Annotated in this window: 24 protein-coding genes; 15 read left to right on the top strand and 9 right to left on the bottom strand. The window is 61.2% G+C overall.

All coding sequences use genetic code 11. From position 1 onward, the window contains the following. Positions 1–13 precede the first annotated feature (13 nt). The 4 genes from AC3IT6_RS28200 (at position 14) to rsd (ending at position 3,860) form a co-directional block, all read left to right on the top strand. Positions 14–1,171 carry a uroporphyrinogen-III C-methyltransferase gene (locus AC3IT6_RS28200; protein ID WP_489353802.1) on the top strand — a complete coding sequence of 386 codons (1,158 nt, stop codon included), beginning with the start codon at positions 14–16 and terminating at the stop codon, positions 1,169–1,171. Continuing rightward, the gene (locus AC3IT6_RS28195) at positions 1,168–2,406 is read left to right on the top strand and encodes a heme biosynthesis protein HemY (protein ID WP_489353801.1); all 1,239 of its coding nucleotides are present in this window, start codon (positions 1,168–1,170) and stop codon (positions 2,404–2,406) included. The genes AC3IT6_RS28200 and AC3IT6_RS28195 overlap by 4 nt, the downstream gene beginning before the upstream one ends. A gap of 266 nt (positions 2,407–2,672) precedes the next feature. Continuing rightward, entirely contained in the window at positions 2,673–3,224 is a 552-nt protein-coding gene (locus AC3IT6_RS28190; RefSeq protein WP_489353800.1) for a disulfide bond formation protein B, read from the top strand. 177 nt (positions 3,225–3,401) lie between these two features. Further along, positions 3,402–3,860 (top strand): sigma D regulator, encoded by a 459-nt coding sequence (gene rsd, locus AC3IT6_RS28185; RefSeq protein ID WP_095057564.1) that lies wholly within the window; start codon positions 3,402–3,404, stop codon positions 3,858–3,860. 61 nt (positions 3,861–3,921) lie between these two features. Here rsd and AC3IT6_RS28180 read toward each other — a convergent pair whose 3' ends face one another. Beyond that, positions 3,922–4,587, bottom strand: a complete 666-nt coding sequence (locus tag AC3IT6_RS28180; RefSeq protein WP_489353799.1) for an FKBP-type peptidyl-prolyl cis-trans isomerase — start codon at positions 4,585–4,587, stop codon at positions 3,922–3,924. Between the two features lie 192 nt (positions 4,588–4,779). On the opposite strand from AC3IT6_RS28180, the gene AC3IT6_RS28175 reads away from it, so the two are divergent. Next, positions 4,780–5,913: an AlgP family protein gene (locus AC3IT6_RS28175; protein ID WP_489353798.1), complete on the top strand. Its 1,134-nt coding sequence runs from the start codon at positions 4,780–4,782 to the stop codon at positions 5,911–5,913. Here AC3IT6_RS28175 and AC3IT6_RS28170 read toward each other — a convergent pair. Continuing rightward, positions 5,910–6,374: a TIGR02444 family protein gene (locus AC3IT6_RS28170; RefSeq protein WP_489353797.1), complete on the bottom strand. Its 465-nt coding sequence runs from the start codon at positions 6,372–6,374 to the stop codon at positions 5,910–5,912. The two genes, AC3IT6_RS28175 and AC3IT6_RS28170, sit on opposite strands and share 4 nt — an antisense overlap. 50 nt (positions 6,375–6,424) lie before the next feature. On the opposite strand from AC3IT6_RS28170, the gene AC3IT6_RS28165 reads away from it, so the two are divergent. The 5 genes from AC3IT6_RS28165 to AC3IT6_RS28145 all read left to right on the top strand — a co-directional run bounded on the left by AC3IT6_RS28165 (position 6,425) and on the right by AC3IT6_RS28145 (position 12,402). Continuing rightward, positions 6,425–8,335 (top strand): ATP-binding cassette domain-containing protein, encoded by a 1,911-nt coding sequence (locus tag AC3IT6_RS28165; RefSeq protein ID WP_489353796.1) that lies wholly within the window; start codon positions 6,425–6,427, stop codon positions 8,333–8,335. Continuing rightward, positions 8,335–8,916 (top strand): mechanosensitive ion channel domain-containing protein, encoded by a 582-nt coding sequence (locus tag AC3IT6_RS28160; RefSeq protein ID WP_489353795.1) that lies wholly within the window; start codon positions 8,335–8,337, stop codon positions 8,914–8,916. Before AC3IT6_RS28165 ends, AC3IT6_RS28160 begins: the two co-directional genes overlap by 1 nt. Before the next feature lie 251 nt (positions 8,917–9,167). Then, on the top strand, positions 9,168–9,800 hold the full coding sequence (rhtB, locus tag AC3IT6_RS28155; protein WP_223443875.1) for a homoserine/homoserine lactone efflux protein: 633 nt from the start codon (positions 9,168–9,170) through the stop codon (positions 9,798–9,800). 140 nt (positions 9,801–9,940) lie between these two features. Beyond that, positions 9,941–11,839 (top strand): FTR1 family protein, encoded by a 1,899-nt coding sequence (locus AC3IT6_RS28150; RefSeq protein ID WP_489353794.1) that lies wholly within the window; start codon positions 9,941–9,943, stop codon positions 11,837–11,839. A gap of 107 nt (positions 11,840–11,946) precedes the next feature. Further along, the gene (locus tag AC3IT6_RS28145) at positions 11,947–12,402 is read left to right on the top strand and encodes a YaiI/YqxD family protein (RefSeq protein ID WP_046039029.1); all 456 of its coding nucleotides are present in this window, start codon (positions 11,947–11,949) and stop codon (positions 12,400–12,402) included. 122 nt (positions 12,403–12,524) lie between these two features. Here AC3IT6_RS28145 and elbB read toward each other — a convergent pair whose 3' ends face one another. Then, a complete protein-coding gene (gene elbB / locus AC3IT6_RS28140; RefSeq protein WP_489353793.1) occupies positions 12,525–13,193 on the bottom strand; it encodes an isoprenoid biosynthesis glyoxalase ElbB in 669 nt (222 codons plus the stop codon). Positions 13,194–13,308: 115 nt separating this feature from the next. Here elbB and AC3IT6_RS28135 point away from each other — a divergent pair, with 115 nt between their 5' ends. Continuing rightward, positions 13,309–14,544 (top strand): sterol desaturase family protein, encoded by a 1,236-nt coding sequence (locus AC3IT6_RS28135; protein ID WP_489353792.1) that lies wholly within the window; start codon positions 13,309–13,311, stop codon positions 14,542–14,544. Here AC3IT6_RS28135 and AC3IT6_RS28130 read toward each other — a convergent pair. Then, on the bottom strand, positions 14,525–15,157 hold the full coding sequence (locus AC3IT6_RS28130; protein ID WP_150757487.1) for a DedA family protein: 633 nt from the start codon (positions 15,155–15,157) through the stop codon (positions 14,525–14,527). The two genes, AC3IT6_RS28135 and AC3IT6_RS28130, sit on opposite strands and share 20 nt — an antisense overlap. A gap of 475 nt (positions 15,158–15,632) precedes the next feature. Here AC3IT6_RS28130 and hemB point away from each other — a divergent pair, with 475 nt between their 5' ends. Then, on the top strand, positions 15,633–16,646 hold the full coding sequence (hemB, locus tag AC3IT6_RS28125; RefSeq protein WP_489353791.1) for a porphobilinogen synthase: 1,014 nt from the start codon (positions 15,633–15,635) through the stop codon (positions 16,644–16,646). 18 nt (positions 16,647–16,664) lie between these two features. Then, positions 16,665–18,893, top strand: a complete 2,229-nt coding sequence (ppk1, locus tag AC3IT6_RS28120) for a polyphosphate kinase 1 (protein ID WP_223443885.1) — start codon at positions 16,665–16,667, stop codon at positions 18,891–18,893. A 186-nt stretch (positions 18,894–19,079) separates the two neighbouring features. Here the strand turns inward: ppk1 and ppx are convergent, their stop codons facing one another. The 5 genes from ppx to AC3IT6_RS28095 all read right to left on the bottom strand — a co-directional run bounded on the left by ppx (position 19,080) and on the right by AC3IT6_RS28095 (position 23,686). Continuing rightward, complete coding sequence (ppx, locus tag AC3IT6_RS28115; RefSeq protein WP_489353790.1) at positions 19,080–20,582, bottom strand: exopolyphosphatase; 1,503 nt, start codon at positions 20,580–20,582, stop codon at positions 19,080–19,082. A 256-nt stretch (positions 20,583–20,838) separates the two neighbouring features. Continuing rightward, positions 20,839–21,576, bottom strand: coding sequence for an amino acid ABC transporter ATP-binding protein (locus tag AC3IT6_RS28110; protein WP_489353789.1), 738 nt, complete (start codon positions 21,574–21,576; stop codon positions 20,839–20,841). Beyond that, complete coding sequence (locus AC3IT6_RS28105) at positions 21,563–22,213, bottom strand: amino acid ABC transporter permease (RefSeq protein WP_489353788.1); 651 nt, start codon at positions 22,211–22,213, stop codon at positions 21,563–21,565. The genes AC3IT6_RS28110 and AC3IT6_RS28105 overlap by 14 nt, the downstream gene beginning before the upstream one ends. After that, positions 22,210–22,878, bottom strand: a complete 669-nt coding sequence (locus AC3IT6_RS28100; RefSeq protein WP_046039042.1) for an amino acid ABC transporter permease — start codon at positions 22,876–22,878, stop codon at positions 22,210–22,212. Before AC3IT6_RS28100 ends, AC3IT6_RS28105 begins: the two co-directional genes overlap by 4 nt. Before the next feature lie 22 nt (positions 22,879–22,900). Further along, entirely contained in the window at positions 22,901–23,686 is a 786-nt protein-coding gene (locus tag AC3IT6_RS28095; RefSeq protein WP_008048680.1) for a transporter substrate-binding domain-containing protein, read from the bottom strand. A 256-nt stretch (positions 23,687–23,942) separates the two neighbouring features. On the opposite strand from AC3IT6_RS28095, the gene AC3IT6_RS28090 reads away from it, so the two are divergent. Then, positions 23,943–24,650, top strand: coding sequence for a FadR/GntR family transcriptional regulator (locus tag AC3IT6_RS28090; RefSeq protein ID WP_056726675.1), 708 nt, complete (start codon positions 23,943–23,945; stop codon positions 24,648–24,650). Positions 24,651–24,770: 120 nt separating this feature from the next. Next, positions 24,771–25,100: a thioredoxin TrxA gene (trxA, locus tag AC3IT6_RS28085; RefSeq protein WP_003206727.1), complete on the top strand. Its 330-nt coding sequence runs from the start codon at positions 24,771–24,773 to the stop codon at positions 25,098–25,100. Positions 25,101–25,188: the final 88 nt, after the last annotated feature.

Below are 25,188 nucleotides of genomic sequence, written 5' to 3'. Positions count from 1 at the left end.
AAAGGATGGATACGTGAGCGAAACAGCCTTGCCTAAAGATGACGTGCGACCTGTGCTTGATGCACCTGTTGATGCACCTGTTGATGAAATGCCGCCGCCTGCTGCCGAGCAGCGTCGAGGCAATGGTCTGGCAATCATCGCGCTGCTGTTGGGTGCGGCCGGTGTCGCGGTGGGCGGTTGGGGTGTCTGGCAGGTGCGTCACCTGCAGGCCAATAATCAGCAGCAACTGAGCCAGGTGCAGGCGCTGAATGACCAGGCGCAAAGCCTCAAGCTCAATGAGGAACGCCTGAGCGCACGCTTGGCGCAATTGCCTCCCGCCGATGAACTGGAAGCACGCAGTCGTCTGGTGATTCAGCTGCAAGGTGATCAGCAGCGGTTGAACCAACGGCTGGAAACCGTGCTCGGCGCCAGTCGCAAGGACTGGCGTCTGGCCGAGGCCGAGCACTTGCTGCGTCTGGCCAGCCTGCGACTGTCCGCCTTGCAGGACATCAGCAGTGCCCAGGCACTGGTCCAGGGTGCCGACGAGATACTGCGCGAGCAGAACGACCCGGGCTCCTTTGCCGCTCGCGAGCAGGTAGCCAAGACCCTGATCGCCTTGCGCAGCACCGAACAACCTGATCGCACCGGGCTGTTCTTGCGTCTGGGCGCGCTGCGCGATCAAGTGGCCAGCCTCACCGAGCTGGCGCCGGAGTACAAGGACCGTGGCGATTCGTTGCTGGGCCTGACTGCCGATGGCGACGGTGCCAGCCGCTGGGCGCAATGGTGGGATCAGATTTCGCGCTACATCCGTATCGATTTCAATGCCGACAAAAACGTTCGCCCATTGCTGGCCGGCCAGAGCCTGAGTCAGGTACGCCTGGCCCTGAGCCTGGCGCTGGAGCAAGCGCAGTGGGCCGCACTCAATGGCCAGGCGGCGGTTTACTCCCAGGTGCTGGACGAAGCGCGGGACATCCTCAAGGGCAACTTCAACCCGGACAACGCGCAAAGCAAAGTCATGCTTGAGCAGGTGGCCGAGTTGAGCAAGCAACCTGTCACCGTCGTCACGCCGGACATGACCGGCACCCTGAGCGCGGTGCAGGGGTATCTGGAACGGCGCAACGTCAACGCCGAAGATTCGGTCAAGCCGCTGGCCAGGCCTGCCGCGAACACCGCGCCGGAGGCCACGCCATGAAACGCCTCTATGTGATCGTGTTCCTCGTGATCGCCGCTGCCGCTGCGCTGGGGCTGGCGATTGCCGAACACTCCGGTTACGTGCTGATTGCCTACAAGACCTTCCGCTATGAGTCGAGCCTGTGGGCTACTTTGGCGCTGGTGGCTGTGCTCTGGCTGGTGATCTGGGGTATCAAGTCGCTGGTCGAACTGGTGATGGCTTCCAGTGGCGTGGTCAATCCGTGGTCGCGACGTAACCGCAGCCGTCGGGTGCAGGTGGCGATCGAACACGGTCAGCTGGACCTGGCCGAGGGCCGTTGGGCCAGCGCGCAACGGCACTTGCATCGGGCTGCCGAAGCCGAGCGCCAGCCGCTGCTTTACTACCTCGGCGCTGCCCGTGCCGCGAACGAACAAGGCAATTACGAAGAAAGCGACAACTTGCTGGAGCGCGCCCTGGAGCGACAGCCTCAGGCCGAGTTGGCGATCGCCTTGAGCCACGCTCAGTTGCAGACCGATCGCGGTGATACCGACGGTGCCCTCGCTACCCTGCAAGCCATGCGTGAACGCCATCCTCATAACGCACAGACCCTGCGTCAGTTGCAGCGCCTGCTTGCGCAGCGTGGTGACTGGTCGGCAGTGATTCGCCTGCTGCCGGAGCTGCGCAAGGACAAAATCCTGCCGGCGGCCGAACTCGCCGATCTGGAGCGTCGGGCCTGGGGGGCGAACCTGTCCCTGGCGGCGCAACGGGAAGAAGACGGAACGGTGGGGCAGCAATCGCTCGAACGTGCCTGGCAACAACTGACTTCAGCACAGCGTCAGGAGCCGCAACTGGTGCTCGCATATGCCGAACAACTGCGGCAGTTGGGGGTTCAGGTCGAGGCCGAAGAAGTGCTGCGCACCGCTCTCAAACGCAGCTACGACAGTCATCTGGCACGTCTCTACGGACTGGTTCGCGGCAATGATCCGGCCCGCCAGCTGCAAGCCGCCGAAGGCTGGCTCAAGGATCATCCGGCCGATCCGGGCCTGCTGCTGACACTGGGTCGTCTATGCCTGCAAAACAGTTTGTGGGGCAAGGCCAGGGACTATCTGGAAAGCAGCCTGCGTGTACAACGCCATCCGGAAGCCTGTGCGGAGCTGGCGAGGTTGTTGGCGCAAATGGGCGATACCGAGCGCAGCAACCAGCTGTTTCAGGAAGGCCTGGGGTTGTTGGATGAACGCTTGCTCGCGGCCCCTCTGCCGGTGGCAGTCCGCGCTTGATCCCCCCCTCGCTGGCGCCAACCTCCGGCGTCTGAGTGATGACTTGCGACGAGGGAGCAATCGCCCTCGCCGCAGTGCGATGATTAGTTGAAATTCGGTCGCAAAATTTCGTCGCAGGCAAAGTCCTACAGAGGACTACATTTTATCCTCTCGCCTGCGTCGGGATTTCCCTACACCTGCGCTGAAGTCTCTGTGGGCACTTGCCTTGAAAGGCCGTCGCGCTTTCCTCTACCGTAATGGTCTGTCACCACTTTTACGGAAAAGCCATGTCTTTGGCCTGCTCACGCTCCTTGTTTTTCATGGCTTTCATTGCGGGTGCCCTGGCGATGGGTGTTTCCTACTACCTGGAATATGCAGTCGGCCTGCGGCCTTGCGGCTTGTGTCTTGTGCAACGGTTTTGCCTGGCGCTCTTTACCGGTGTCTGCCTGATGGCTTCGGTCCATGGCCCCGGTCGCATTGGCAACGTTCTGTATTGGCTGCTCAGTCTTTGTTGCAGCCTGGCCGGTACCATCACGGCGTGGCGACAGGTCGTGCTGCAAAGCCTTCCGGTGGAGCAGGCAGCGACGTGCTCGACCCGTCTGGCGGACCTGTTGGCCAGTTCTCCGTGGCTATCGGTCGTACGGCAAATGTTCAAGGGCGCTGCCGATTGTGTGGAAATTTCCTGGACGCTGTTCGATCTGAGTCTCACCGAGTGGAGCCTGCTGTTCTTCGTCGCGATGATGATTCTGGCCGTTTACCAGTCGTTGCGACTGGTCTGGACCAGCTATCAGCGACCACTCAGCGGCGAGTCGTCGCACCGGGCCTTTGCGGGCGATTAAACACTTGTATGAACTTTATCGCCTGCGTACCTTGAAGCCAGTGTCGTGCGGGCATAATCTGGCCCGCACGTGTCATTGGAATTATGTTGCTCGATGACGCTCTGCCTGACCGCCCACTGACGTTACAAGAGGCGAACGGGCATAGAGCAGCTGACCCACAAGGGAAGAGAGATCACCATGCTCGAAAGTTGTCAGAATGCTCAGGAACGCTGGGGCGGAGTGCACCTGCTGATCGATCGCTGGTTGCAGGAGCGCAAAGAGCTGATCGATGCGTACGACAAGCTCGGCGCAAAGCCTGAGGCGCTGAGCGAGAATCGAAAGCCCTTGCAGGAGTTCTGCGGTGTGCTGGTCGATTACGTGTCTGCCGGGCATTTTGAGATCTATGAACAGCTGACGGGGGAGGCCAAGGCTTTCAACGACAAGCGTGGTCTGGAACTCGCCGAGACGATCTACCCGCGTATCGACGTCATTACCGAGAAGCTTCTCGCGTTCAATGACCTTTGCGATGAAGGCAAGTGCGTCGCCGAGAAGTTCAAGGAGCTGGGCGGGCTGTTACACGAACGCTTCGAGCTGGAAGACTGCCTGATCGAAGTGCTACATACCGCACACAAGGAAGCCGATTCGGTTCAAGCCTGAATCGCTTCCCGCAGTACCTGAAAACGGTGCGCTAAGGCGCGCCGTTTTTTATGCCCGCTATTTAGCTGGTGGCTCCACGTAACTCGACTTCGAACACCAATGGTGTGAACGGTGCGATCACGTCACCGGCACCATCGGCGCCATAGGCCTGAGCCGATGGAATCACCAGTCGCCACTTCGCCCCGACCGGCATGTTTTGCAGCGCGCTACGCCATCCGGCGATCACGCTGTCGAGACTGAACCATTGTGGCTGACTGTTCTGATCGAACACCGTGCCGTCGGGCAAGCGACCGATGTACAGCACCTGCACCTTGCCGTTCGGTCCGGCCTTGGCGCCAGCGCCTGGCGTCAACTCGGTCAGCAACACGCCATCAGCCAGTTCGCGCACGCCGGGTCTGGCTTTCTCCGTGGCGAGAAAACGCTGTTCTTTTTCCAGTGCCATTTCACTTTGCGGCTCGGCTGACTGCATGGCGATCCGGGCTTCATGCTCGGTCAATATTTGCTGGATCTGTTCGTCCTTCAGCACCAGCGGTTTGCCCTGATAGGCCTGCTGCAATCCTTCGACCAGTGCCTGGAGTTGCAGCCCGGGAGCCTCCTGGCGCAAGCGTTCGCCAAGGCTTGCACCCAGGCTGTAAGCGAGGTCGTGGGCTTCATTTTCCTGCGTTGTTGCAGCGGCTTGAGCCACTGGAAAAAACACGCACAGCGATAAAAAAAGGTAGCGCGACATGAGCACTCTCCGACCTGAAATGCGGGCGATTATGCCAGCGGGAATGCGCACAACGGTGAACTGCTTTTGCGCCGCGGCAGAAGTTTTTCAATCCTTTGCAACGTAGCGCTTTCGATAGTGTCAACATGCCCTAGCGGCGGTTGCAGCAGAGGTCTAGTATGAGCCGCACTCACTTCAGCCAGGAGGTAAACCATGTCGGCCACCAAGAAGCCAGTAAACACTCCATTGCACCTGCTCCAACAACTCTCGGGCAGCTTGCTCGAGCATCTGGAAACCGCTTGTTCCGAAGCCTTGGCTGATGCTGAAAAATTGCTCGCCAAGCTGGAAAAGCAGCGCGGAAAAGCGCAAGAAAAACTGCACAAGTCCCGCACCAAATTGCAGGACGCTGCGGCGGCCGGAAAAGCCAAGGCACAAGCCAAGTCCAAGGAAGCAGTGGCCGATCTTGAGGAGTTGCTCGATGCCCTCAAGGATCGTCAATCGGAAACCCGCGGCTACATTCTGCAACTCAAGCGCGATGCTCAGGAAAGCCTGAAACTGGCCCAGGGCGTCGGTCGTGTACAAGAGGCTGTCGGCAAGGTGTTGTCCTTGCGTGCGGCCAAGCCTGCTGCGGCACCTGCGAAGAAAGCCGCTGCCAAACCGGCTGCTGCAAAAGCACCGGCCAAACCTGCTGCTGCCAAACCGGCAGCTGCCAAACCAGTCGCTAAAACTGCCGCAGCCAAACCGGCTGCGAGAAAACCGGCTGCTGCCAGCGCTGCAAAACCTGCGGCTAGAACCACGGCTGCCAAACCAGCCGCCGCACGACCTGCCGCTGCAAGAGCCGCTGCTGCCAAGCCGGCCGTGGCTAAAGCCGCCGCCGCTAAACCGGCTGCAAAACCAGCTGCAAAACCGGCCGCTAAACCAGCTGCCCGCACCGCTGCGGCGAAACCTGCTGCCAAGCCGGCTGCAAAACCTGCCGCTGCAAAACCGGCAGCCAAGTCAGCGGCAAAACCTGCTGTAAAAGCGGCTGCCAAACCTGCTGCTAAACCAGCCGCAAAACCAGCTGTAGCGAAACCAGCCGTTGCCGCCAAACCAGCCGCTGCTAAGCCAGCCGCTGCCAAGCCAGTTGCCGCCAAACCGGCTGCTGCCAAACCTGCTGCAAAACCAGCGGCCAAACCTGCAGTGAAAAGGCCGGTTGCCGCCAAGCCAGCCACCGCGCCGGTTGCCAAGCCAGTCGCTCCGGCTGCGCCAGCAGCACCTGCTCCGGCAGCAACTACCTCGACAGCCGCGCCAGCGCCAACGCCTGCCGCAACTTCGAGTGTTGTAACCACCCCAGCCAGCGCTTCCTAAGTGCCGGTTACCGCGACGCGCAGCTGATGCAGCGCGTCGCGGTGCAGGTGGGCGGCCTCAGCCGCCGCACCTTCCAGCCAGGCCGATAGATCGGCCCCGGCATTTTGCGGCCAACTCTGCGCCGCTCTCTCCAGCCGCAACAACAGATGCCGTTCGGCTTCCTGCTCCAGCGCCTTCACTTGTTCACGCAGGGTGTACAAATCGGCGTCTCCCGTGGCTGCGGCTTTCCACTGTGCGCGCAAGGTGCGTAACGGCCGCACGACATCGGTGTCCCAGGCGACTGCCACGCTGCGTAGTTGCTGCAAGCGCTGCTCATCGCAGGCAACGCCTCGTTGTCCCAGCCACGCACCACACAGCAGCAGGCACACATTGACCCCCGCCGACTGCAATTGCAGGCAGGCCTGCTCAACGCCCGGGCGGGCGTAAGTGGTCAGGGAAAAGCTCCACAGGTCAGAGGACATAGTGCTACTCGCGCCAGTTGCGAGCGAAGCTGGTAGACTCCGCCGCCATTATGATTCGACTTCAGAACCTGACTTTACAGCGTGGCCCGCAACGTCTGCTAGAAGACGCCGAGCTGACGCTGCACGCCGGCCACAAAGCCGGCCTCATCGGTGCCAACGGCGCCGGCAAATCGAGCCTGTTCGCCTTGCTTCGGGGCGAACTGCACCCGGACTCGGGTGATTGCTTCCTGCCGGCCGACTGGCGTATCGCCCACATGCGCCAGGAGGTCGACACCCTCGAGCGCCTGGCGGTCGACTACGTGCTCGATGGCGACCTGCGCCTGCGCCAGGTGCAACGCGACCTGGCGGCAGCCGAAGCGGCCCATGACGGCGCCGCGCAGGCGCGCCTGCACTCGGAACTCGACAGCGCCGACGGTTACACCGCCGACGCCCGGGCGCGCAAGTTGCTGGCCGGCCTTGGGTTCACCAACGAGCAGATGGATCGTCAGGTCGGGGATTTCTCCGGTGGCTGGCGGATGCGCCTGAACCTGGCGCAGGCCTTGATGTGCCCATCGGACTTGCTGCTGCTCGACGAACCGACCAACCACCTCGACCTCGATGCCATTATCTGGCTCGAAGAGTGGCTCAAGAGTTATCCCGGCACCTTGATGCTGATCTCCCACGACCGGGATTTCCTCGATGCCGTGGTCGATCACGTGGCCCACGTCGATCAGCGCAAGATCACCCTGTACCGCGGTGGCTACAGTGCCTTCGAGCGCGCCCGTGCCGAACGCCTGGCCCAGCAACAGCAGGCGTACGAGAAGCAGCAGGTGCAACGTGCGCACATGGAAAGCTACATCGCCCGCTTCAAGGCCCAGGCCACCAAGGCCCGTCAGGCCCAGAGCCGGATCAAGGCACTGGAGCGGATGGAAGAGCTGACCGCGGCCCACGTCGACTCGCCGTTCGATTTTGTCTTCCGTGAATCGCAGAAGATTTCCAGCCCGCTGATCGACCTGTCCGATGCCCGCCTGGGTTACGGCGACAAAGCCGTGCTGGAGAAGGTCAAGCTGCAACTGACCCCGGGTGCGCGGATCGGTCTGCTCGGCCCTAACGGCGCCGGTAAATCGACCCTGATCAAGAACCTTGCCGGCGAGCTCTCGCCATTGGCCGGGCGCTTGACCCGTGGTGAGAACACCGTCGTTGGTTACTTCGCCCAGCATCAACTCGATTCTCTGGACTCCAAGGCCAGCCCGTTGCTGCACTTGCAGCGCCTGGCGCCGACCGAGCGCGAGCAGACCCTGCGCGACTTCCTCGGCGGTTTCGACTTCCGTGGCGCGCGAATCGACGAACCGGTACTGAATTTCTCCGGTGGCGAGAAAGCGCGCCTGGCGTTGGCCTTGATCGCTTGGGACCGACCGAACCTGTTGCTGCTCGACGAACCGACCAACCACCTGGACCTGGAAATGCGCCTGGCGCTGACCATGGCCCTGCAAGAGTTCAGTGGTGCGGTATTGGTGGTCTCTCACGATCGCCACTTGCTCAAAAGCACCACCGACAACTTCTATCTGGTGGCGGACGGCAAGGTCGAGGAATTCGACGGCGACTTGGAGGACTACACCCGCTGGCTGGTGGAGTATCGCCAGCGCAACGCCCCGGTCAGCAACACGCCGGTCAACCCGGACAAGACCGACAAGAAAGCCCAGCGTCAGGCTGCTGCTGCGTTGCGCCAGCAACTGGCACCACACAAGCGCGAAGCTGACAAGCTTGAAGCCGAGCTGGGCAAGCTCCACGAAAAACTGGCGAAGATCGATGCCAGCCTCGGCGACAGCGACATCTACGAGCAGGCACGCAAGAACGAATTACGTGATCTGCTGGCCGAACAGGCCAAGCTGAAGGTGCGTGAGGCGCAGCTGGAGGAAGCGTGGATGGAAGCCCTGGAATTGCTGGAAAGCATGCAGGCGGAGTTGGAGGAACTGTCCTGATGGACGCCTTCAAGCTGCCGCTGCCGGCGGTGTGGGTCGAGCCGATCTGGCTCGCCGTGCAAATCCTGCTGATCCTGCTCGCCGGTTACATCGCCCAGCGCTTTGTTGCCAAATGCCTGACTCGTCTTGGTGAGCGCTACCCGTTTCCGCCGCAGTTGCTGATGCCGCTGCGCGGGGGCCTGCGCTGGCTGATCATGGGCAGTGCGTTGATTTTCGTGCTGGAGCGCCTCGGGGTGTCGGCCACGGTGCTCTGGACCGCGCTATCCGGTTTTGTCGCGGTCGCAGCGGTCGCGTTTTTCGCCATGTGGAGCGTTCTCTCCAATCTTCTCTGCGCGATTCTGATCTTTACCGTCGGCCCGTTCCGCCTCGGTGATGTGGTCGAGTTGGTGGACACCACCGACAAGCCTGGCGTCAAAGGCCGGGTGGTGGCGATCAATCTTCTTTACACCACGCTGGTCGAGGCCGAAGAACTCGGCACTGGCAGCGCCATGGTGCAGGTGCCCAACAGTTTGTTCTTCCAGCGTTCGGTACGGCGCTGGCGCGGGACGGATGTGTTTCCTTCCAGCGGGTTTGAAAAGTAAACCTGCTGTTGCCTGATACACCGCTTTCGTCGGAACGCCGCCCGGAGCAAGCCCGCTCCCACAGTAAATCTTCAGTGGCCACAAATCTTGTGAACGACACGGGCCTAATGTGGGAGCGGGCTTGCTCGCGAAGAGGCCCTCAAGCCACAAACGCTGGTCGGCCACCGACACATCCTGTAAAAAATCGATAGTCATCCAACCCAAGCCGCATTAGCTTAGACGTCTGTCACGAGTCTGAGTCGAGGTGTGCAATGGAGCTTCAAACATGGCTGGCGTTTTTTGCCGCCTGCTGGGTGATCAGCCTGTCCCCCGGAGCCGGCGCCATTGCGTCGATGTCCAGCGGCCTGCAATACGGCTTCTGGCGCGGCTACTGGAACGCTCTGGGCTTGCAATTGGGCCTGGCGGTGCAGATCGCGATTGTCGGTGCCGGTGTTGGCGCGATTCTTACTGCGTCGGCCACGGCCTTCTACGCAATCAAATGGTTTGGCGTGGCGTATCTGGTTTACCTCGCGATCAAACAATGGCGTGCGCTGCCCAGCGATATGAGCGATGACGCGGCAGTACGCCAGATCGGCAAGCCGATGGCCCTGGTGTTCCGTGGTTTTCTGGTGAACATCAGCAACCCAAAGGCGCTGGTGTTCATGCTGGCGGTGTTGCCGCAGTTCATTGACCCGCATGCGCCGCTGTTGATCCAGTACGTGATCATTGGTGTGACGATGATATGCGTGGATCTGATCGTCATGGCCGGCTATACCGGATTGGCCTCGAAGGTGCTGCGCCTGCTGCGCACACCCAAGCAACAGAAACGCATGAACCGTACCTTTGCCGGGCTGTTCATTGGCGCCGCGGCATTCATGGCGACCTTGCGTAAAGCGGCGGTTTAACAACCCTCAGGTACAAAAAAGGCGACCTTTTCAGGTCGCCTTTTTCATTTGGGGTATGCCTGCAAACCACAACAAAGCTTGAGTGAAAGTGATTGGGAGGGAACAATATGTTACTTCGTGTTTCCAATTGAGATTCATTCATGATTGCCCCGTCCCGTTTCCTGGCCTGGCTGATAGCGCCAGTGTTTGCCTTGTGCAGCTTGAACCTGCTGGCCGACACGGTGGAAGGCGCACCGCAAGCCCTGCATTTACTCGACTACATTGGTGCGGATTACCCGCAAGCGGTGCAGGCAGGCAAGGTCGTCAACGAATCCGAATATCGCGAGCAACTGGAGTTCGTCCAGGCCCTGCAAGGCTTGGTGGCCGCCATGCCAGCCAAACCGGAAAAGGCCGGGCTGGAGCAGGGCATCAGCGCACTGCGTAACGCGATTACTGCGCGTCAGGACGGCGCTGACGTTACCCGCCAGGCGCGGCAGCTCGGGGCGAAGCTGGCCGTGGCCTATGAAGTCAGCCAGGCCCCGATCATTACCCCGGACCCGACCCGTGGGGCGCCGCTGTACGCCCAGCATTGCTCGGTATGCCATGGCGATGCCGGGGCGGGTGATGGTCCGGCAGGTGTCGGTCTGACGCCGCCACCAGCCAATCTGAGCGATAACGCGCGTCTGGATCACCTGAGTCTCTACGCGATCTACAACACCCTGGGCCTCGGGGTCGAAGGCACCGACATGCCAGCCTTCGCCGATCAGCTGGATGATCGTCAGCGTTGGGACCTGGCCACCTACATCGCCAGCTTCAGTGCCGATCCGACGACCGCCAGCAGCGACAAGGTCTACAACATTGCCGATCTGGCCCGTCAGACCCCGGCCGAAGTGCAGATTACCGACGGCCCGCAAGCCGCCGCGACCTTCCGTACCCAGCGGGCGCAACCGCCGCAGGTCAAGCGTGGCCCGGCGCAGTTGCTCGACTACACCGCCGCCACTCTGGACAAGAGCATCGCGGCGTATCGTGCCGGTGAACATGATCAGGCTTATGACTTATCGGTAGCGGCGTATCTGGAAGGCTTCGAGCTGGTTGAGAACTCGCTGGATAACATCGACGCCAACGTGCGTAAAGACACTGAAAAATCCCTGATGGCCTACCGTCAGTCGTTGCAGGACGGCTTGCCGGTGAGCGAGGTCGAGCAGCGCCTGGACGTGGCCAAGGACAAGTTGAAGGCATCGGCCGGCCTGTTGGGCAACGAGGGTTTGAGCTGGTCGCTGAGTTACATTTCCGGCCTGCTGATTCTGCTGCGCGAAGGTCTGGAAGCGATTCTGGTGCTGGCGGCGATCCTTGCTTTCCTGCGTAACACGGATCAACAGGCGGCGGTGCGCAGCGTTAACGTCGGCTGGGGCCTGGCGTTTGTGGCGGGGCTGGGCACCTGGGCGCTGGCAGCCTATGTGATTGATGTCAGCGGTTCGCAGCGCGAATTGCTGGAAGGCGCGACGGCGTTGTTTGCCAGCGTCATGGTGCTGTGGCTGGGCGTGTGGATGCACGATCGCCGTCACGCGGCGGCTTGGCAGGATTACATCAAGACCAGCCTGGTGGGCGGCGGTGGGCGTTTCGGCTTTGCGACCCTGGCGTTCTTCTCGGTGTACCGCGAATTGTTCGAAGTGATTCTGTTCTACGAAACCCTGTGGTTGCAGGCAGGCCCCGCGGGGCACAACGCCGTGCTGGCCGGTGGGGCCACGGCGCTGGTGCTGCTGGTCGGCCTGGCCTGGGTGATTTTGCGCGGTTCGGCGAAGTTGCCGCTGGCGCTGTTCTTCAGTATCAATGCCGGTCTGCTGTGCGCCTTGTCTGTGGTGTTCGCCGGGCATGGCGTGAAAGCGCTGCAGGAAGCCGGAATTTTCGGCACGCGGCCGGTGCCGTTCTTTGACTTCGAATGGCTGGGGATCCATGCCGATGCGTATTCGTTGAGCGCCCAGGCTGTGGCGATCATTGCGATTGTCGTGTTGTATGGGCGCGGTCGGGTGGTTGAGAGGCAGCGGGTGCAGGTTTCCTGAAAAGCATTCGCTGCGCTCACATTCGCGGGCAAGCCCGCTCCCACAGGATTGGGTATAACTTGTGGGAGCGAGCCTGCTCGCGATTTTTTTTGGATGGGGAATATTTGATGCGTGTGTGGATCGATGCCGACGCCTGCCCCCGGGCAGCCAAGGATCTGGTGGTGAAGTTCGCCCTCAAGCGCCAGTTCGAAGTGGTGCTGGTGGCCGGGCAGCCGCAGACCAAACCGGGGCTGGCACTGGTCAAGCTGATCGTGGTGCCGAGCGGCCCGGATGCTGCGGACGATTATCTGGTGGAACACGCGGTGCCCGGTGAGCTGGTGATCTGCAGCGATGTGCCGCTGGCCGATCGCCTGGTGAAGAAGGGCGTGGCAGCGCTCGACCCACGGGGCAAGGAGTTTGATGCGCAGAACATGGGCGAGCGGCTGGCGGTGCGCAACCTGTTCACTGATTTGCGCGAACAGGGGCAAATGGGTGGTGGACCGGCACCCTTTGGCGACCGTGAGAAGCAGGCGTTCGCCAATGCGCTGGACCGGATTCTCACCCGACTGGCCCGCAAACTGTAGGAGCGAGCTTGCTCCGGGCGGCGCTCCGACGATGGACGTCAACGATGACGAGTGCTGGCTGGATGAACGCGGCGCTCTCACGTCTTTCGCGAGCAAGCTCGCTCCTACAGTCCTGAACAGTGTCAGGCGTCGTTTTCGTGGGTCAGTTCCAGTACCCGGTCTACCAGCTTGTTGATCCCCGATGCCGCTTCACTGATCGATTGCGCCAGCATGTAAGCCGGTGTGCTCACCAGTTTGCGTGCCTTGTCCTCGACGATCTCACTGACCGCGCAATCGGTATGGGTCGCGCCCATCTTGTTCATCGCGGCAGCCGTGTCGGTGTCGTTGCCAATGGTGCAGGTGACGCCAGGGCCGTAGATCTTTGCCGCCAGGGCAGGGGAGATGCACATCAGCCCCACTGGTTTGCCAGCCTCGGCAAAGGCTTCGGTCAGTGCCAGGACATCCGGTTGAACGGTGCAGGCGGCGCCTTCGATGGCGAAGTTAGACAGGTTCTTGGCCGAGCCGAAGCCGCCGGGCACGATCAGCGCATCGAACTCATCGACGTTCGCTTCACGGATATCCTTGATATTGCCCCGGGCAATCCGCGCCGACTCCACCAGCACGTTGCGCGATTCGGGCATTTCTTCGCCGGTCAGGTGGTTGATCACATGCAACTGCGCGATGTTAGGTGCGAAACACTGCACCTGGGCCCCGCGCTGGTCCAGGCGCAGCAGGGTGATGACGCTCTCGTGGAGCTCGGCGCCGTCGTACACGCCACAACCGGAAAGGATCACTGCAACTTTTTTGCTCATGGGCTTTTCTCCAGATTCATGGCGTTAAATGTCCACTAATTTGTCCCGCGTTGCCATAGGGTTAATTCACGGCTGCACATAGCATCTGTCCTCAAGATTCCGATCAGGGCGCGTCATGGACTTCATTCTGTATGCGGTGCCGTTTTTCTTTTTTCTGATCGCCGTCGAGCTGTTGGCCGACCGTTGGCGCGGGGTAAGCAATTATCGGGTGGCGGACGCGATCAACAGCATCAGCACCGGCGTGCTGTCGACCACTACGGGGCTGTTGACCAAGGGCGTGGGGCTGGTGACCTATGCGTTTGCCCTCCAGCATCTGGCCCTGTTCGAGTTGTCGGCCGACAGCGTCTGGACCTGGGTGTTTGCCTTTGTCTTCTACGATTTCTGCTACTACTGGCTGCATCGCATGGGCCACGAGCGCAACATCCTCTGGGCCGCCCATTCGGTGCATCACCAGAGCGAGGACTACAACCTGTCCACGGCGTTGCGCCAGACCAGTACCGGATTCCTGTTGAGCTGGATCTTCTATCTGCCGATGGCGGTGTTCGGTGTGCCGCTGCTGGTGTTCGTCAGCGTCGCGGCGCTGAACCTGCTGTACCAGTTCTGGGTGCACACGCGGCACATTCCCAAGCTTGGCTGGTTCGAATGGTTCTTTGTCACGCCGTCCAATCATCGGGCTCACCATGCGCAGAACGCTCTCTACATGGATCGCAACTACGGCGGCGTGTTCATTATTTGGGACCGCCTGTTCGGCTCGTTCCAGGAAGAAGACGACAACGAGCCGGTGATCTTCGGCGTGACCACGCCACTGGCGAGCTGGAACCCCGTGTGGGCGAACGTGCAGTTCTACGCGCAGTTGTGGGCAGACGCGCGGCGTACCGAAAGCACCTGGGACAAGCTGCGGATCTGGTTCATGCGCACTGGCTGGCGCCCGGCGGACGTGGCGGCCAGATACCCGATGAAAAAGCCGGACCTGAGTCAGTTTCGCAAATTCGAAGTGGCGCTGGACGGGCGTCAGCAGCTCTACGTCCTCTTGCAGTTCTGCGTCTACATCGCGCTGGGCAGTTACTTGATGAGTCTTGAACCGAAGCTGCCAGTCGCCGCCCTGGTGTCGGGCTGGGGAGCGGTGGCGTTCGGTCTGTTTGTGCTGGGCGTGGCCCTGGAGAGCCGCCCGTGGGCGTTGAAGCTGGAACTGGTGCGGCTGGTGTCGAACCTGCCATTGGCATGGCTGGCCCCGATGGTGGGGCTGTGGCCGGCCGGCGCGGTGGGCTGGGTCGGCCTGCTCAGCTACAGCCTGTTGAGCGGCGTCGGTCTCTACTGTTGCAGAAACCGCATCACTCGGTTGGCGTCGTAGGGCCTTCGGTGCTGGTCCGCGTAGCTTTCAGGGCTTGTTCGTCGGCGTAGACCTGTTTGGCCAGGCGGGCATTCTTAAAGCGCCGACGCAGCCACAGCACGAAGCCCAGGACCAGCAGCGCACCGAGCACCCAGAGTTCATACTTCTTCACACTGCCGAGCATGCCTTCGAGCACGGCGCCGAAATGGTACGCGGCGGCCGCCAGGGCTGTGGCCCAGATCGCTGCGCCAATGCCGTTGAGCAGCAGGTAACGGCCCGGCGGATAGCCTGACAGCCCGATGGCCACCGGCATGACCGTGCGCAAACCGTAGACGAAGCGGAAGCTCAGTACCCAGATGTCCGGGTGCTTGCGAATGTGTTCCAGTGCCCGGTCACCCATCATCTGCCAGCGGGGTTTGCGAGCCAGCAGCTTGCGGCCGTGCTTGCGTCCCAGGAAGTACCACAGTTGGTCGCCGGCATAGCTGCCGAAGAAGGCCACGACCACCACCAGGTTGATGTCCATGTATCCACGGAACGCGAGGAAGCCCGCGAGTACCAGGATGGTTTCGCCTTCGAAGAACGTGCCTAGAAAAAGGGCAAAGTAGCCGAAGTCATGCAGAAATTGTTGGAGCATTGTCTGGGTGCTGGCGAAATGAACGCGCAGCCTAACCCTTCGGACACATTCAGGAAAGTGTCCAAATGTGTCTCGACGTGAACATTTCCTACAACGACAATGGAATGCGGCTATAGGGGGCGTTCTCAATTAGTTTCCCCGCCGCGCCGGGTCTGCTGTTGTGCAGGGCAAGGCGCGAGAAGCGTAGTTTGGTCATTCCAAATCAGCTTCGAGCAACGCAGCCCTGCACAACAGCAGGCCCGGCCCTTCGGGTTGTGCCTTAAAGCGGGCCAGGCTGCGTTGCAGGCCTTGGAAAGGGAACAACCATTCCCAGCGGCCTGCGCCTTGCCTGGCCCGCTTTAAGGCGACAACGCGGTGGGGAAACTAATTGAGAACGCCCCCTAGTCACAGGGATGCACACAACTGTAATACGTTCGTCATAATGGCCGCTTATAACTGTCATGCTCGCCCGTAAGCGCGGGCTCAGGAGTCTGCCGTGAGCTTTACCCCCGCCAATCGCTTGTTCCCCGCAACCCGCCTGCGCCGCAATCGTCGTGACGACTTCTCGCGTCGTCTGGTGCGGGAAAACGTCCTGAGCGTCGATGACCTGATCCTGCCGGTGTTCGTGCTGGACGGTGAAAACCGTCGCGAAGCGGTGGCTTCGATGCCGGGCGTTGAACGCCTGACCATCGACCTGTTGCTGGAAGAGGCGGCCAAGTGGGTCGAACTGGGGATTCCGGCGCTGGCGCTGTTCCCGGTGACACCCTCGGAACTCAAGTCGCTGGACGCAGCCGAAGCGTGGAACCCCGAAGGCATCGCCCAACGCGCGACCCGTGCGCTGCGTGCGCGATTCCCTGAGCTGGGCGTGATCACCGACGTCGCCCTGGACCCGTTCACCACCCACGGCCAGGACGGCATTCTTGATGAAGAAGGCTACGTGCAGAACGACATCACCGTCGACGCACTGGTCAGGCAAGCCCTGTCCCACGCCGAAGCCGGCGCTCAGGTCGTGGCGCCATCGGACATGATGGACGGTCGCATCCAGGCGATTCGCGAAGCCCTCGAAGTGGCCGGTCACGTCAACGTGCGGATCATGGCCTACTCGGCGAAGTACGCCAGCGCCTATTACGGCCCGTTCCGCGATGCGGTCGGTTCGGCGCTGAACCTGGGCAAGGCCAACAAGGCCTCCTATCAGATGGACCCGGCCAACAGCAACGAAGCCCTGCACGAAGTGGCGGCGGACTTGTCAGAAGGTGCAGACATGGTCATGGTCAAGCCAGGCATGCCGTACCTGGACATCCTGTGCCGGGTAAAAGAAGAATTCAAAGTGCCGACGTTTGTTTATCAAGTCAGCGGCGAATACGCCATGCACATGGCGGCGATCCAGAATGGCTGGTTGAGCGAAGGGGTTATCCTCGAGTCCTTGACTGCTTTCAAACGTGCAGGGGCTGATGGCATCCTGACGTACTTTGCCGTTCGTGCCGCTCAATTGTTACGAGAGCAAAAATAGCCCTCCCAGGAACATTCGATGAATACCGAAGTACTCACTGAAGTTGCCGTAAAAGACGCTCAACCTGTGGTGGAGCAAGTCGACGAGACCCCGCCGGAGCTGGAGCCAGCTCCGCCCGCGGCGGTCGTCGAAACCGCCGCGACAGCGCCAGCGCCAGCGCTGGCCATTCCCGGCCTGGATGACAGCAGCCTGTACATCCACCGCGAGCTCTCGCAACTGCAGTTCAACATCCGCGTGCTGGAGCAGGCGCTGGACGAGTCCTACCCATTGCTGGAGCGGCTGAAGTTTCTGTTGATCTTCTCCAGCAACCTGGACGAGTTCTTCGAGATTCGCGTCGCCGGCCTCAAGAAGCAGATCACCTTCGCCCGTGAACAGGCCGGCGCCGATGGTCTGCAACCGCATCAGGCGCTGGCGCGCATCAGCGAACTGGTCCACGGTCACGTCGATCGCCAGTACGCGATCCTCAACGACATTCTGTTGCCGGAGCTGGAAAAACATCAGGTCCGCTTCATCCGTCGCCGTAACTGGACGACCAAGCTCAAGACCTGGGTCCGCCGCTATTTCCGTGACGAGATCGCACCGATCATCACTCCGATCGGCCTCGACCCGACGCACCCGTTCCCGTTGCTGGTGAACAAGAGCCTGAACTTCATCGTCGAGCTCGAAGGCATCGACGCCTTTGGCCGCGATTCCGGTCTGGCGATCATCCCGGCGCCACGCCTGCTGCCGCGGATCATCAAGGTGCCGGAAGAAGTCGGCGGCGCTGGCGACAACTATGTATTCCTGTCGTCGATGATTCACGCTCACGCCGATGACCTGTTCCAGGGCATGAAGGTCAAGGGCTGCTACCAGTTCCGCCTGACCCGGAACGCCGACTTGGCGCTGGACTCCGAAGACGTCGAAGACCTGGCCCGCGCCTTGCGCGGCGAACTGTTCTCCCGTCGCTATGGCGATGCAGTGCGTCTGGAAGTGGCCGACACGTGCCCGAAACACCTGTCCGACTATCTGCTCAAGCAATTCAACCTGAGCGAGACGGAGTTGTATCAGGTCAACGGTCCGGTGAACCTGACGCGGCTGTTCAGCATCACCGGCCTGGACAGCCAGCGCGAGCTGCAATACCTGCCGTTCACCCCGCAGATCCCGAAACTGCTGCAGAACAGCGAGAACATTTTCAGCGTGATCAGCAAGCAGGACATCCTGCTGCTGCACCCGTTCGAGTCGTTCACCCCGGTGGTCGACCTGCTGCGCCAGGCCGCCAAGGACCCGCACGTGTTGGCGGTGCGCCAGACCCTGTACCGTTCCGGCGCCAACTCGGAAATCGTCGATGCGTTGGTGGATGCGGCGCGTAACGGCAAGGAGGTCACGGCGGTGATCGAATTGCGCGCGCGGTTCGACGAGGAATCCAACCTGCAACTGGCCAGCCGTCTGCAAGCGGCCGGTGCGGTGGTGATCTACGGTGTGGTCGGCTTCAAGACCCACGCCAAGATGATGCTGATCCTGCGTCGCGAGGCCGGAGAGATCGTGCGTTACGCGCACCTCGGCACCGGTAACTACCACGCCGGCAACGCCCGCCTGTATACCGACTACAGCCTGCTGACCTCCGACGACGCCTTGTGCGAAGACGTCGGCAAACTGTTCAGCCAGTTGATCGGCATGGGTAAAACGCTGCGCATGAAGAAGCTGCTGCACGCGCCGTTCACTCTGAAAAAGGGCATGCTCGACATGATTGCCCGGGAGACCCAGTTCGCCCTCGACGGCAAACCGGCGCACATCATCGCCAAGTTCAACTCGCTGACCGATCCGAAGATCATCCGCGCGTTGTACAAGGCCAGCCAGTCAGGTGTGCGTATCGATCTGGTGGTGCGTGGCATGTGCTGCCTGCGGCCGGGCATTGCCGGGGTTTCACACAACATCCACGTGCGTTCGATCATTGGCCGCTTCCTGGAACACACCCGGGTCTTCTACTTCCTCAACGGTGGCGATGAGCAGATGTATCTGTCCAGTGCCGACTGGATGGAACGCAACCTCGACAAGCGCGTCGAGACTTGCTTCCCGGTGGAAGGCAAGAAACTGATCATGCGGGTCAAGAAAGAGCTGGAGTTGTATCTGACCGATAACACCCACAGTTGGAGCTTGCAGTCGGACGGTCGTTACATCCGTAACACGCCGACCGGCAACCAGAACCCGCGCAGCGCCCAGGCGACATTGCTGGAGCGCTTGGGCAGCCCGATCCTGGCTGTGCGGTAACGGGAGTCAGCGGGTGAAAAAAGGGCGATCCATGTGGATCGCCCTTTTTCATTCTGCACTGCCCACTGTAGGAGCGAGCTTGCTCCGGGCGGCGATCCGACGATGGACGTGAACGATTATGTGTACTGCCTGGATAAACGCGTTGCCCTCAGGTTTTTCGCGAGCAAGCTCGCTCCTACAGGGGCTCTAGCGAGCGGTCAACACGATGTCGACCCGGGTCAGCCATTGCGCTTCAATTTCGAAGTCGGCCTGAGTCAGCTGGTTTTCGTCCAGCCAGTTTTCCGGGAACACCACTTCCAGGTGGTTGCCATTGGCGTTCAATTCCACCTGGGGCATTTGCTGGGTGCCACGGATGTGGTGGAACAGGATCGCAAAGCGCAGCAGCGCGCACAGGCGAATCAGCTTGATGCCGTCGTCGCCGAAATCGGCGAACCTGTCCTTGGGAATGTTGCGTCGGTGGCCGCGTACCAGCAGCGCGAGCATCAACTGGTCTTCGCGGGAGAACCCGGCGAGGTCCGAATGCTCGATCAGGTAGGCACCGTGCTTGTGGTACTGGTAGTGAGCGATGTCCAGACCCACTTCATGGACCTTGGCCGCCCAGCCGAGCAGTTCGCGCCAGACGCCGTCTTCCAGATCCCAATCCTCCGCCACCTGGTCGAACGCATGCAGCGCCTTGCGCTCGACCCGTATCGCCTGTTCCTGGTCGACGTGGTAGCGCTCCATCAGCGAAGTGAGGGTGCGCTCGCGTACGTCTTCGTGATGATGGCGGCCCAGCAGGTCATAGAGCACGCCTTCGCGCAGGGCGCCTTCGCAGTGATCCATGCGTTGCAGTTCGAGGGCGTCGAAGATCGCTTCGAGGATCGCCAGGCCCGCCGGGAAGATCGCCCGGCGATCCGGCTTGATACCTTCGAAATCGATTTTTTCGACGTCGCCCATCTTGATCAGTTTGCGCTTGAGCCAGGCCAGGCCTTCGGCATTGACCTCGCCGGTACCATGGCCGCCAGCCTTCAGCGCCAGGCCGATGGCGCGGATGGTGCCCGAGGAGCCGATGGCTTCATCCCAGGTCAGGCGGTGCAGAGCGTGCTCGATGCTCATGATCTCCAGCCGCGCCGCGGTGTATGCCTGGGCGTAACGGGCCGGGGTGATCTTGCCGTCCTTGAAATAGCGCTGGGTGTAGCTGACGCAACCCATCTGCAGGCTTTCGCGCAGCAGCGGTTCGAAGCGCTGGCCAATGATGAATTCGGTACTGCCGCCGCCGATGTCGGCCACCAGGCGCTTGCCCGGGGTATCGGCGAGGGTGTGGGACACGCCAAGGTAGATCAGGCGCGCTTCTTCACGGCCGGAAATGACTTCCACCGGGTGGCCGAGAATTTCTTCGGCGCGACGGATGAATTCGGCACGGTTGCGGGCTTCACGCAAGGCGTTGGTGCCGACGATGCGAACGGCGCCGGTGGGCATACCGCTGATCAGTTGGGCGAAGCGCTTGAGGCAGTCGAGCCCGCGCTGCATCGATTCTTCGTTGAGATGGCGTTCTTCGTCGATGCCAGCGGCCAGCTGAACCTTCTCCCCGAGACGCTCGAGAATTCGGATCTCGTCGTTCTGGGACTTGGCCACGACCATGTGAAAGCTGTTGGAGCCCAGGTCGATTGCGGCGATCAGGGACAGATTCTTGGCTTGGGATTGCGGCATGGTCAGGGGTCTCGGTCGATAACCTCGACATCGTGCCACGATCAAAGGCTGCCGCCAACGCGTAGGAGCTGTCGAAGGCTGCGATCTTTTACCACGGGGCTCTAGTGGTGCGGCCACTGGCCTCTTCGCGGGCAAGCCCGCTCCCACAGGTTTTTGCAGCGAATACGCAATCGTATTCCAACAGAGAACCCTGTGGGAGCGGCGGTGCGGCGGTCCGACTTGCCCGCGAAGGCGGCGTCAATAGCACCGAAGATCTTCAGCCCGCCGCCTCAACCGTCCCGATGAAATTCGCCAGCTCCGCCGTCTGCGGGTTGGCGAACAGTGCTTTCGGATCCCCAACCTCATGCACCTTGCCCTGGTGCATGAACACCAACTTATCCCCAACCTCCCGGGCGAAGCGCATTTCGTGGGTGACCATGATCAGCGTCATGCCCTCCTTGGCCAGTTGCCGGACCACGCTCAGCACTTCATTGACCAGTTCCGGGTCCAGGGCCGAGGTGATTTCGTCGCACAGCAAAACCTTCGGCGACATCGCCAGTGCCCGGGCAATCGCCACCCGCTGTTGCTGCCCGCCGGACAGCCGATCAGGGAAGGCATCGAACTTTTCCCCCAGCCCGACTCTTTCCAGCATCTGCCGCGCCAGTTCGGTGGCCTTGGCTTTCGGTACTTTCTGCACCACTTGCGGCGCGAGCATGACGTTCTCGCCGACGGTCAGGTGCGGGAACAGATTGAACTGTTGGAACACCATGCCGACTTTCTGCCGCAGGCTGCGCAGATCGGCGCGGGCGGCGTCGAGGTACTCGCCGTCGACTTCGATCACGCCGTCGTTGATCGACTCCAGGCCGTTGAGGGTGCGCAGCAGGGTGGACTTGCCCGAGCCGCTGCGACCGATGATCGCCACCACCTGGCCTTCCTCGATGCTCAGGTCGATGCCTTTGAGCACATGGTGATCGCCGTAGTATTTATGCAGGGCGGAAATTCTAAGCAGAGGCATGCAGTCTCCTTTCCAGGTAGCGCGCACTGAGCGACAAGGGGTAGCACAGCAGGAAGTAGCCGAGGGCGACGAGGCCGTAGACCATGAAGGGTTCGAAGGTGGCGTTGGCGAGCATGCCGCCGGTCTTGGTCAGTTCGGTGAAGCCGATGATCGAGGTGACGGCGGTGCCTTTGACCACTTGCACCGAAAACCCCACCGTCGGCGCCACGGCAATGCGCAGGGCCTGCGGCAGGATCACGTAGCGCAGTTGCTCCAGCGGGTTCAGCGCCAGGCTCGATGAGGCCTCCCACTGACCATTGGGAATCGAATCGACGCAACCGCGCCAGATCTCCGCCAGATAAGCGCTGGTGAACAACGTCAGTGCAATCGCCGCCGCCATCCACGGCGAAATCTCTATCCCGGCCAACGCCACGCCGAAAAACACCAGGAACAGCTGCATCAATAGCGGTGTGCCCTGGAACAGTTCGATGTAGGTGCGGGCGAAACTGCGCGGCAGGGGTTTTTTCGAGATGCGCATGACCATGATCAGCAAGCCGATCAGCCCGCCGCCAATGAACGCCACCAGCGACAGCGCCAGCGTCCATTGCAGGCCCGTGAGCAGGTTGCGCACGATGTCCCAGAAGGTGAAGTCGCTCATCGGCTGCTCCTTGCAATGAAGCGGTGGCCGATCCAGTTCAGCAACTGGCGGATCAGCAGCGCCATGCACAGGTACAGCAGTGTGGTCAGGGCGTAGGTTTCAAAAGCGCGGAAGTTGCGCGATTGAATGAAGTTGGCAGCGAAGCTCAGCTCTTCGGTGGCGATCTGCGAGCAGACTGCCGAACCGAGCATGACGATGATGATCTGGCTGCTCAGGGCCGGCCAGACTTTGCCCAATGCCGGCAGCAGCACCACATGACGGAACGCTTCGAAGCGCGTCATCGCCAGTGCCGCCGCAGCCTCCAGCTGACCCCGGGGGATCGCCTGGATGCCGGCGCGGATGATCTCGGTGGAATAGGCGCCGAGGTTGATGACCATCGCCAGCACCGCCGCCTGCCATTCGGAAATCTGCACGCCCAGGGACGGCAAGCCGAAGAAGATGAAAAACAACTGCACCAGGAATGGCGTGTTGCGGATCAACTCGACGTAGACCGCGAAAATCCCCGCGAAAGGCCGGATGTTCCACGCCCGCACCAGCGCCCCGACGATGCCCAGCCCCACGCCGAGCACAGCACCGATGGCGGTCAGCTCAAGGGTGAACAACGCACCGCGCAACAACAGGTCGGTGTTGTTCACCACCGGCAGGAAATCGAATTGATAAGCCATAAAACGTCTCCAGCGCGCCGAATCAGAGATCGGCCGGCAACGGTTCTTTCAGCCAGGTCAGGGCGTTCTTTTCCAGTGCGCCGTCACTCTTGGCGGTCACGAGGATCTGGTTGACCTTGTCCAGCAGCGCCGGCTCGTTCTTGTTGACGCCGACGTAGACCGGCGAATCCTTGAGCTTCACTTTCAGCGCCGGCACGCGTTTCGGGCTCTTCTCGCTGATCGCGACCATCACCACGTTGCCGCTGGCGATCAGGTCGACTTGCCCGGCCAGGTACGCGGCAATGGTCGAGTTGTTGTCTTCGAAACGCTTGATGGTCACGCCTTCGGGGGCGACCTTGGTCAGCTCGATGTCTTCGATGGCGCCACGGGTGACGCTGATGGTCTTGCCCTTGAGATCGTCCAGGCCTTTGATGTCGGCGTCTGGCGGACCGAACACGGCGAGGTAGAACGGCGCGTAGGCGCGGGAGAAGTCGATGACTTTTTCGCGCTCCGGGTTCTTGCCGAGGCTGGAGATCACCAGGTCGACCTTGCCGGTGGTGAGGAAGGGGATGCGGTTGGTGCTGTTGACCGGGGTCAGTTCGAGTTTGACCTTGAGCTGGTCGGCCAGCAGTTTCGCGGTGTCGATATCGAGGCCGCGGGGTTTCATGTCCGGGCCGACCGAGCCGAACGGCGGGAAGTCCTGGGGCACGGCGACCTTGAGGACGCCGCGCTTGACCACATCCTCCAGACCGTCGGCGTGGGCGGGTGCCTGGCTCAGCATCAGGCTGGCAAACAAGGCTGCGAGGAGGGCGCTGTAACGCTGGGTCATGGCAAATCTCCGAATCGGCAAGAAGTGATTTCTGCGGATCGACAGAGCATGGGCCATGCCAACATAGGGTTTTGGGGGCGCCAGAGCGCGGTTTTGCTGGCGTCGCACGGTCTTACTGGTCTGAACAGTCAGGTTGCGTTTCGCACCCCGATGGCGCAGCCGTGAAAATCACCGAACCCCCATGGGGCACGACTTGCCGGGCGTCGCGAATAGCTTTACAACTGTGCGCACATTGGCCTGGTTCGTCTGGAAAACCATGAACTCGATCTCCCGCGCCGTACCTGAAGTGGCGCTGCAAGCCATCCGCAAACTGATTACCGAACAGGGCTTCGGGCCGGGGGATGCCTTGCCCTCGCAACGGGACCTGGCGGTGCAATTGGGGGTCAGTCGGGCGTCGTTGCGCGAGGCGTTGTCATCGCTGAGTGCGCTGGGCGTCATCAGCATCCAGCCGGGCAAAGGCGTGTTCGTGCAATCGCCGGTGGAGTTGCCGCGAGGCGATGCGGCGCCGGGCTGGCCGTTCGCGGCGCAGGCTTCGCCGCTGGACATCTTTCAGTTGCGCTATGCGCTGGAAGGTTTTGCGGCGGGGTTGGCGGCCGTAACCTTGAGCACCGACGAACTCGATGCACTGGAAGACAATGTCGCCGCCATGCGCAACGAGCTGAAGTCCGGCGACTTCGAAGCCGCTGCCCGCCTGGATTTCGAATTCCACCGCCGCATCCTGCTGGCCAGCGGCAATCAGGCGATGCTGAGCATCCTGACCGCCAGCGCCGACATCTTCCTGGAAAGCCAGAAGCTACCGTTCATCCGGGTCGAGCGGGCCATGGAAACCTGGCAGGAACACCGCAAAATCCTTCGTGCGCTGGCCCGCCGGGCGTCTGGCGCCGCGCAAAAGGCCATGCAAGAGCACGTACGCAATGCCGCGTTGCGTACCGGAATCGCGTTCATCGCTCCCGTCGCTTCATGACCTGAGCTATACCCAAACTCATGAATCACCATAGCGAGACTCAATCATCTGCACCTTCCTGAACGAGGGAAGGGCGGCTATGATGGGCCACGTTTTTTTGCTTACAACCTGGAGAATTCCATGAGCAGCGATCTTATCAAACACGTTAGCGACGCTAGCTTCGAGGCCGACGTACTCAAGGCCGAAGGCGCTGTACTGGTCGACTACTGGGCTGAATGGTGCGGCCCTTGCAAAATGATCGCTCCGGTTCTGGACGAAATTGCCGAGACTTACAAAGGCAAGCTGACCGTTGCCAAGCTGAACATCGACGAAAACCAGGAAACCCCGGCCAAGCACGGCGTGCGCGGTATCCCGACCCTGATGCTGTTCAAGAACGGCAACGTTGAAGCGACCAAGGTCGGCGCACTGTCGAAGTCGCAACTGGCTGCCTTCCTCGACGCCAACATCTAAGCGTCGCTGCAAAGTATCCTGAAAAAGCCCCGCAAATAGCGGGGCTTTTTGCGTATTCAGGGCTAGACGCTCCTAAACTCAGGTGGTA

Source organism: Pseudomonas sp. KH_017, assembly GCF_057840285.1.
Note: the sequence above shows the minus strand (reverse complement) of the source record. Positions and strands in the feature narration are given on the sequence as shown.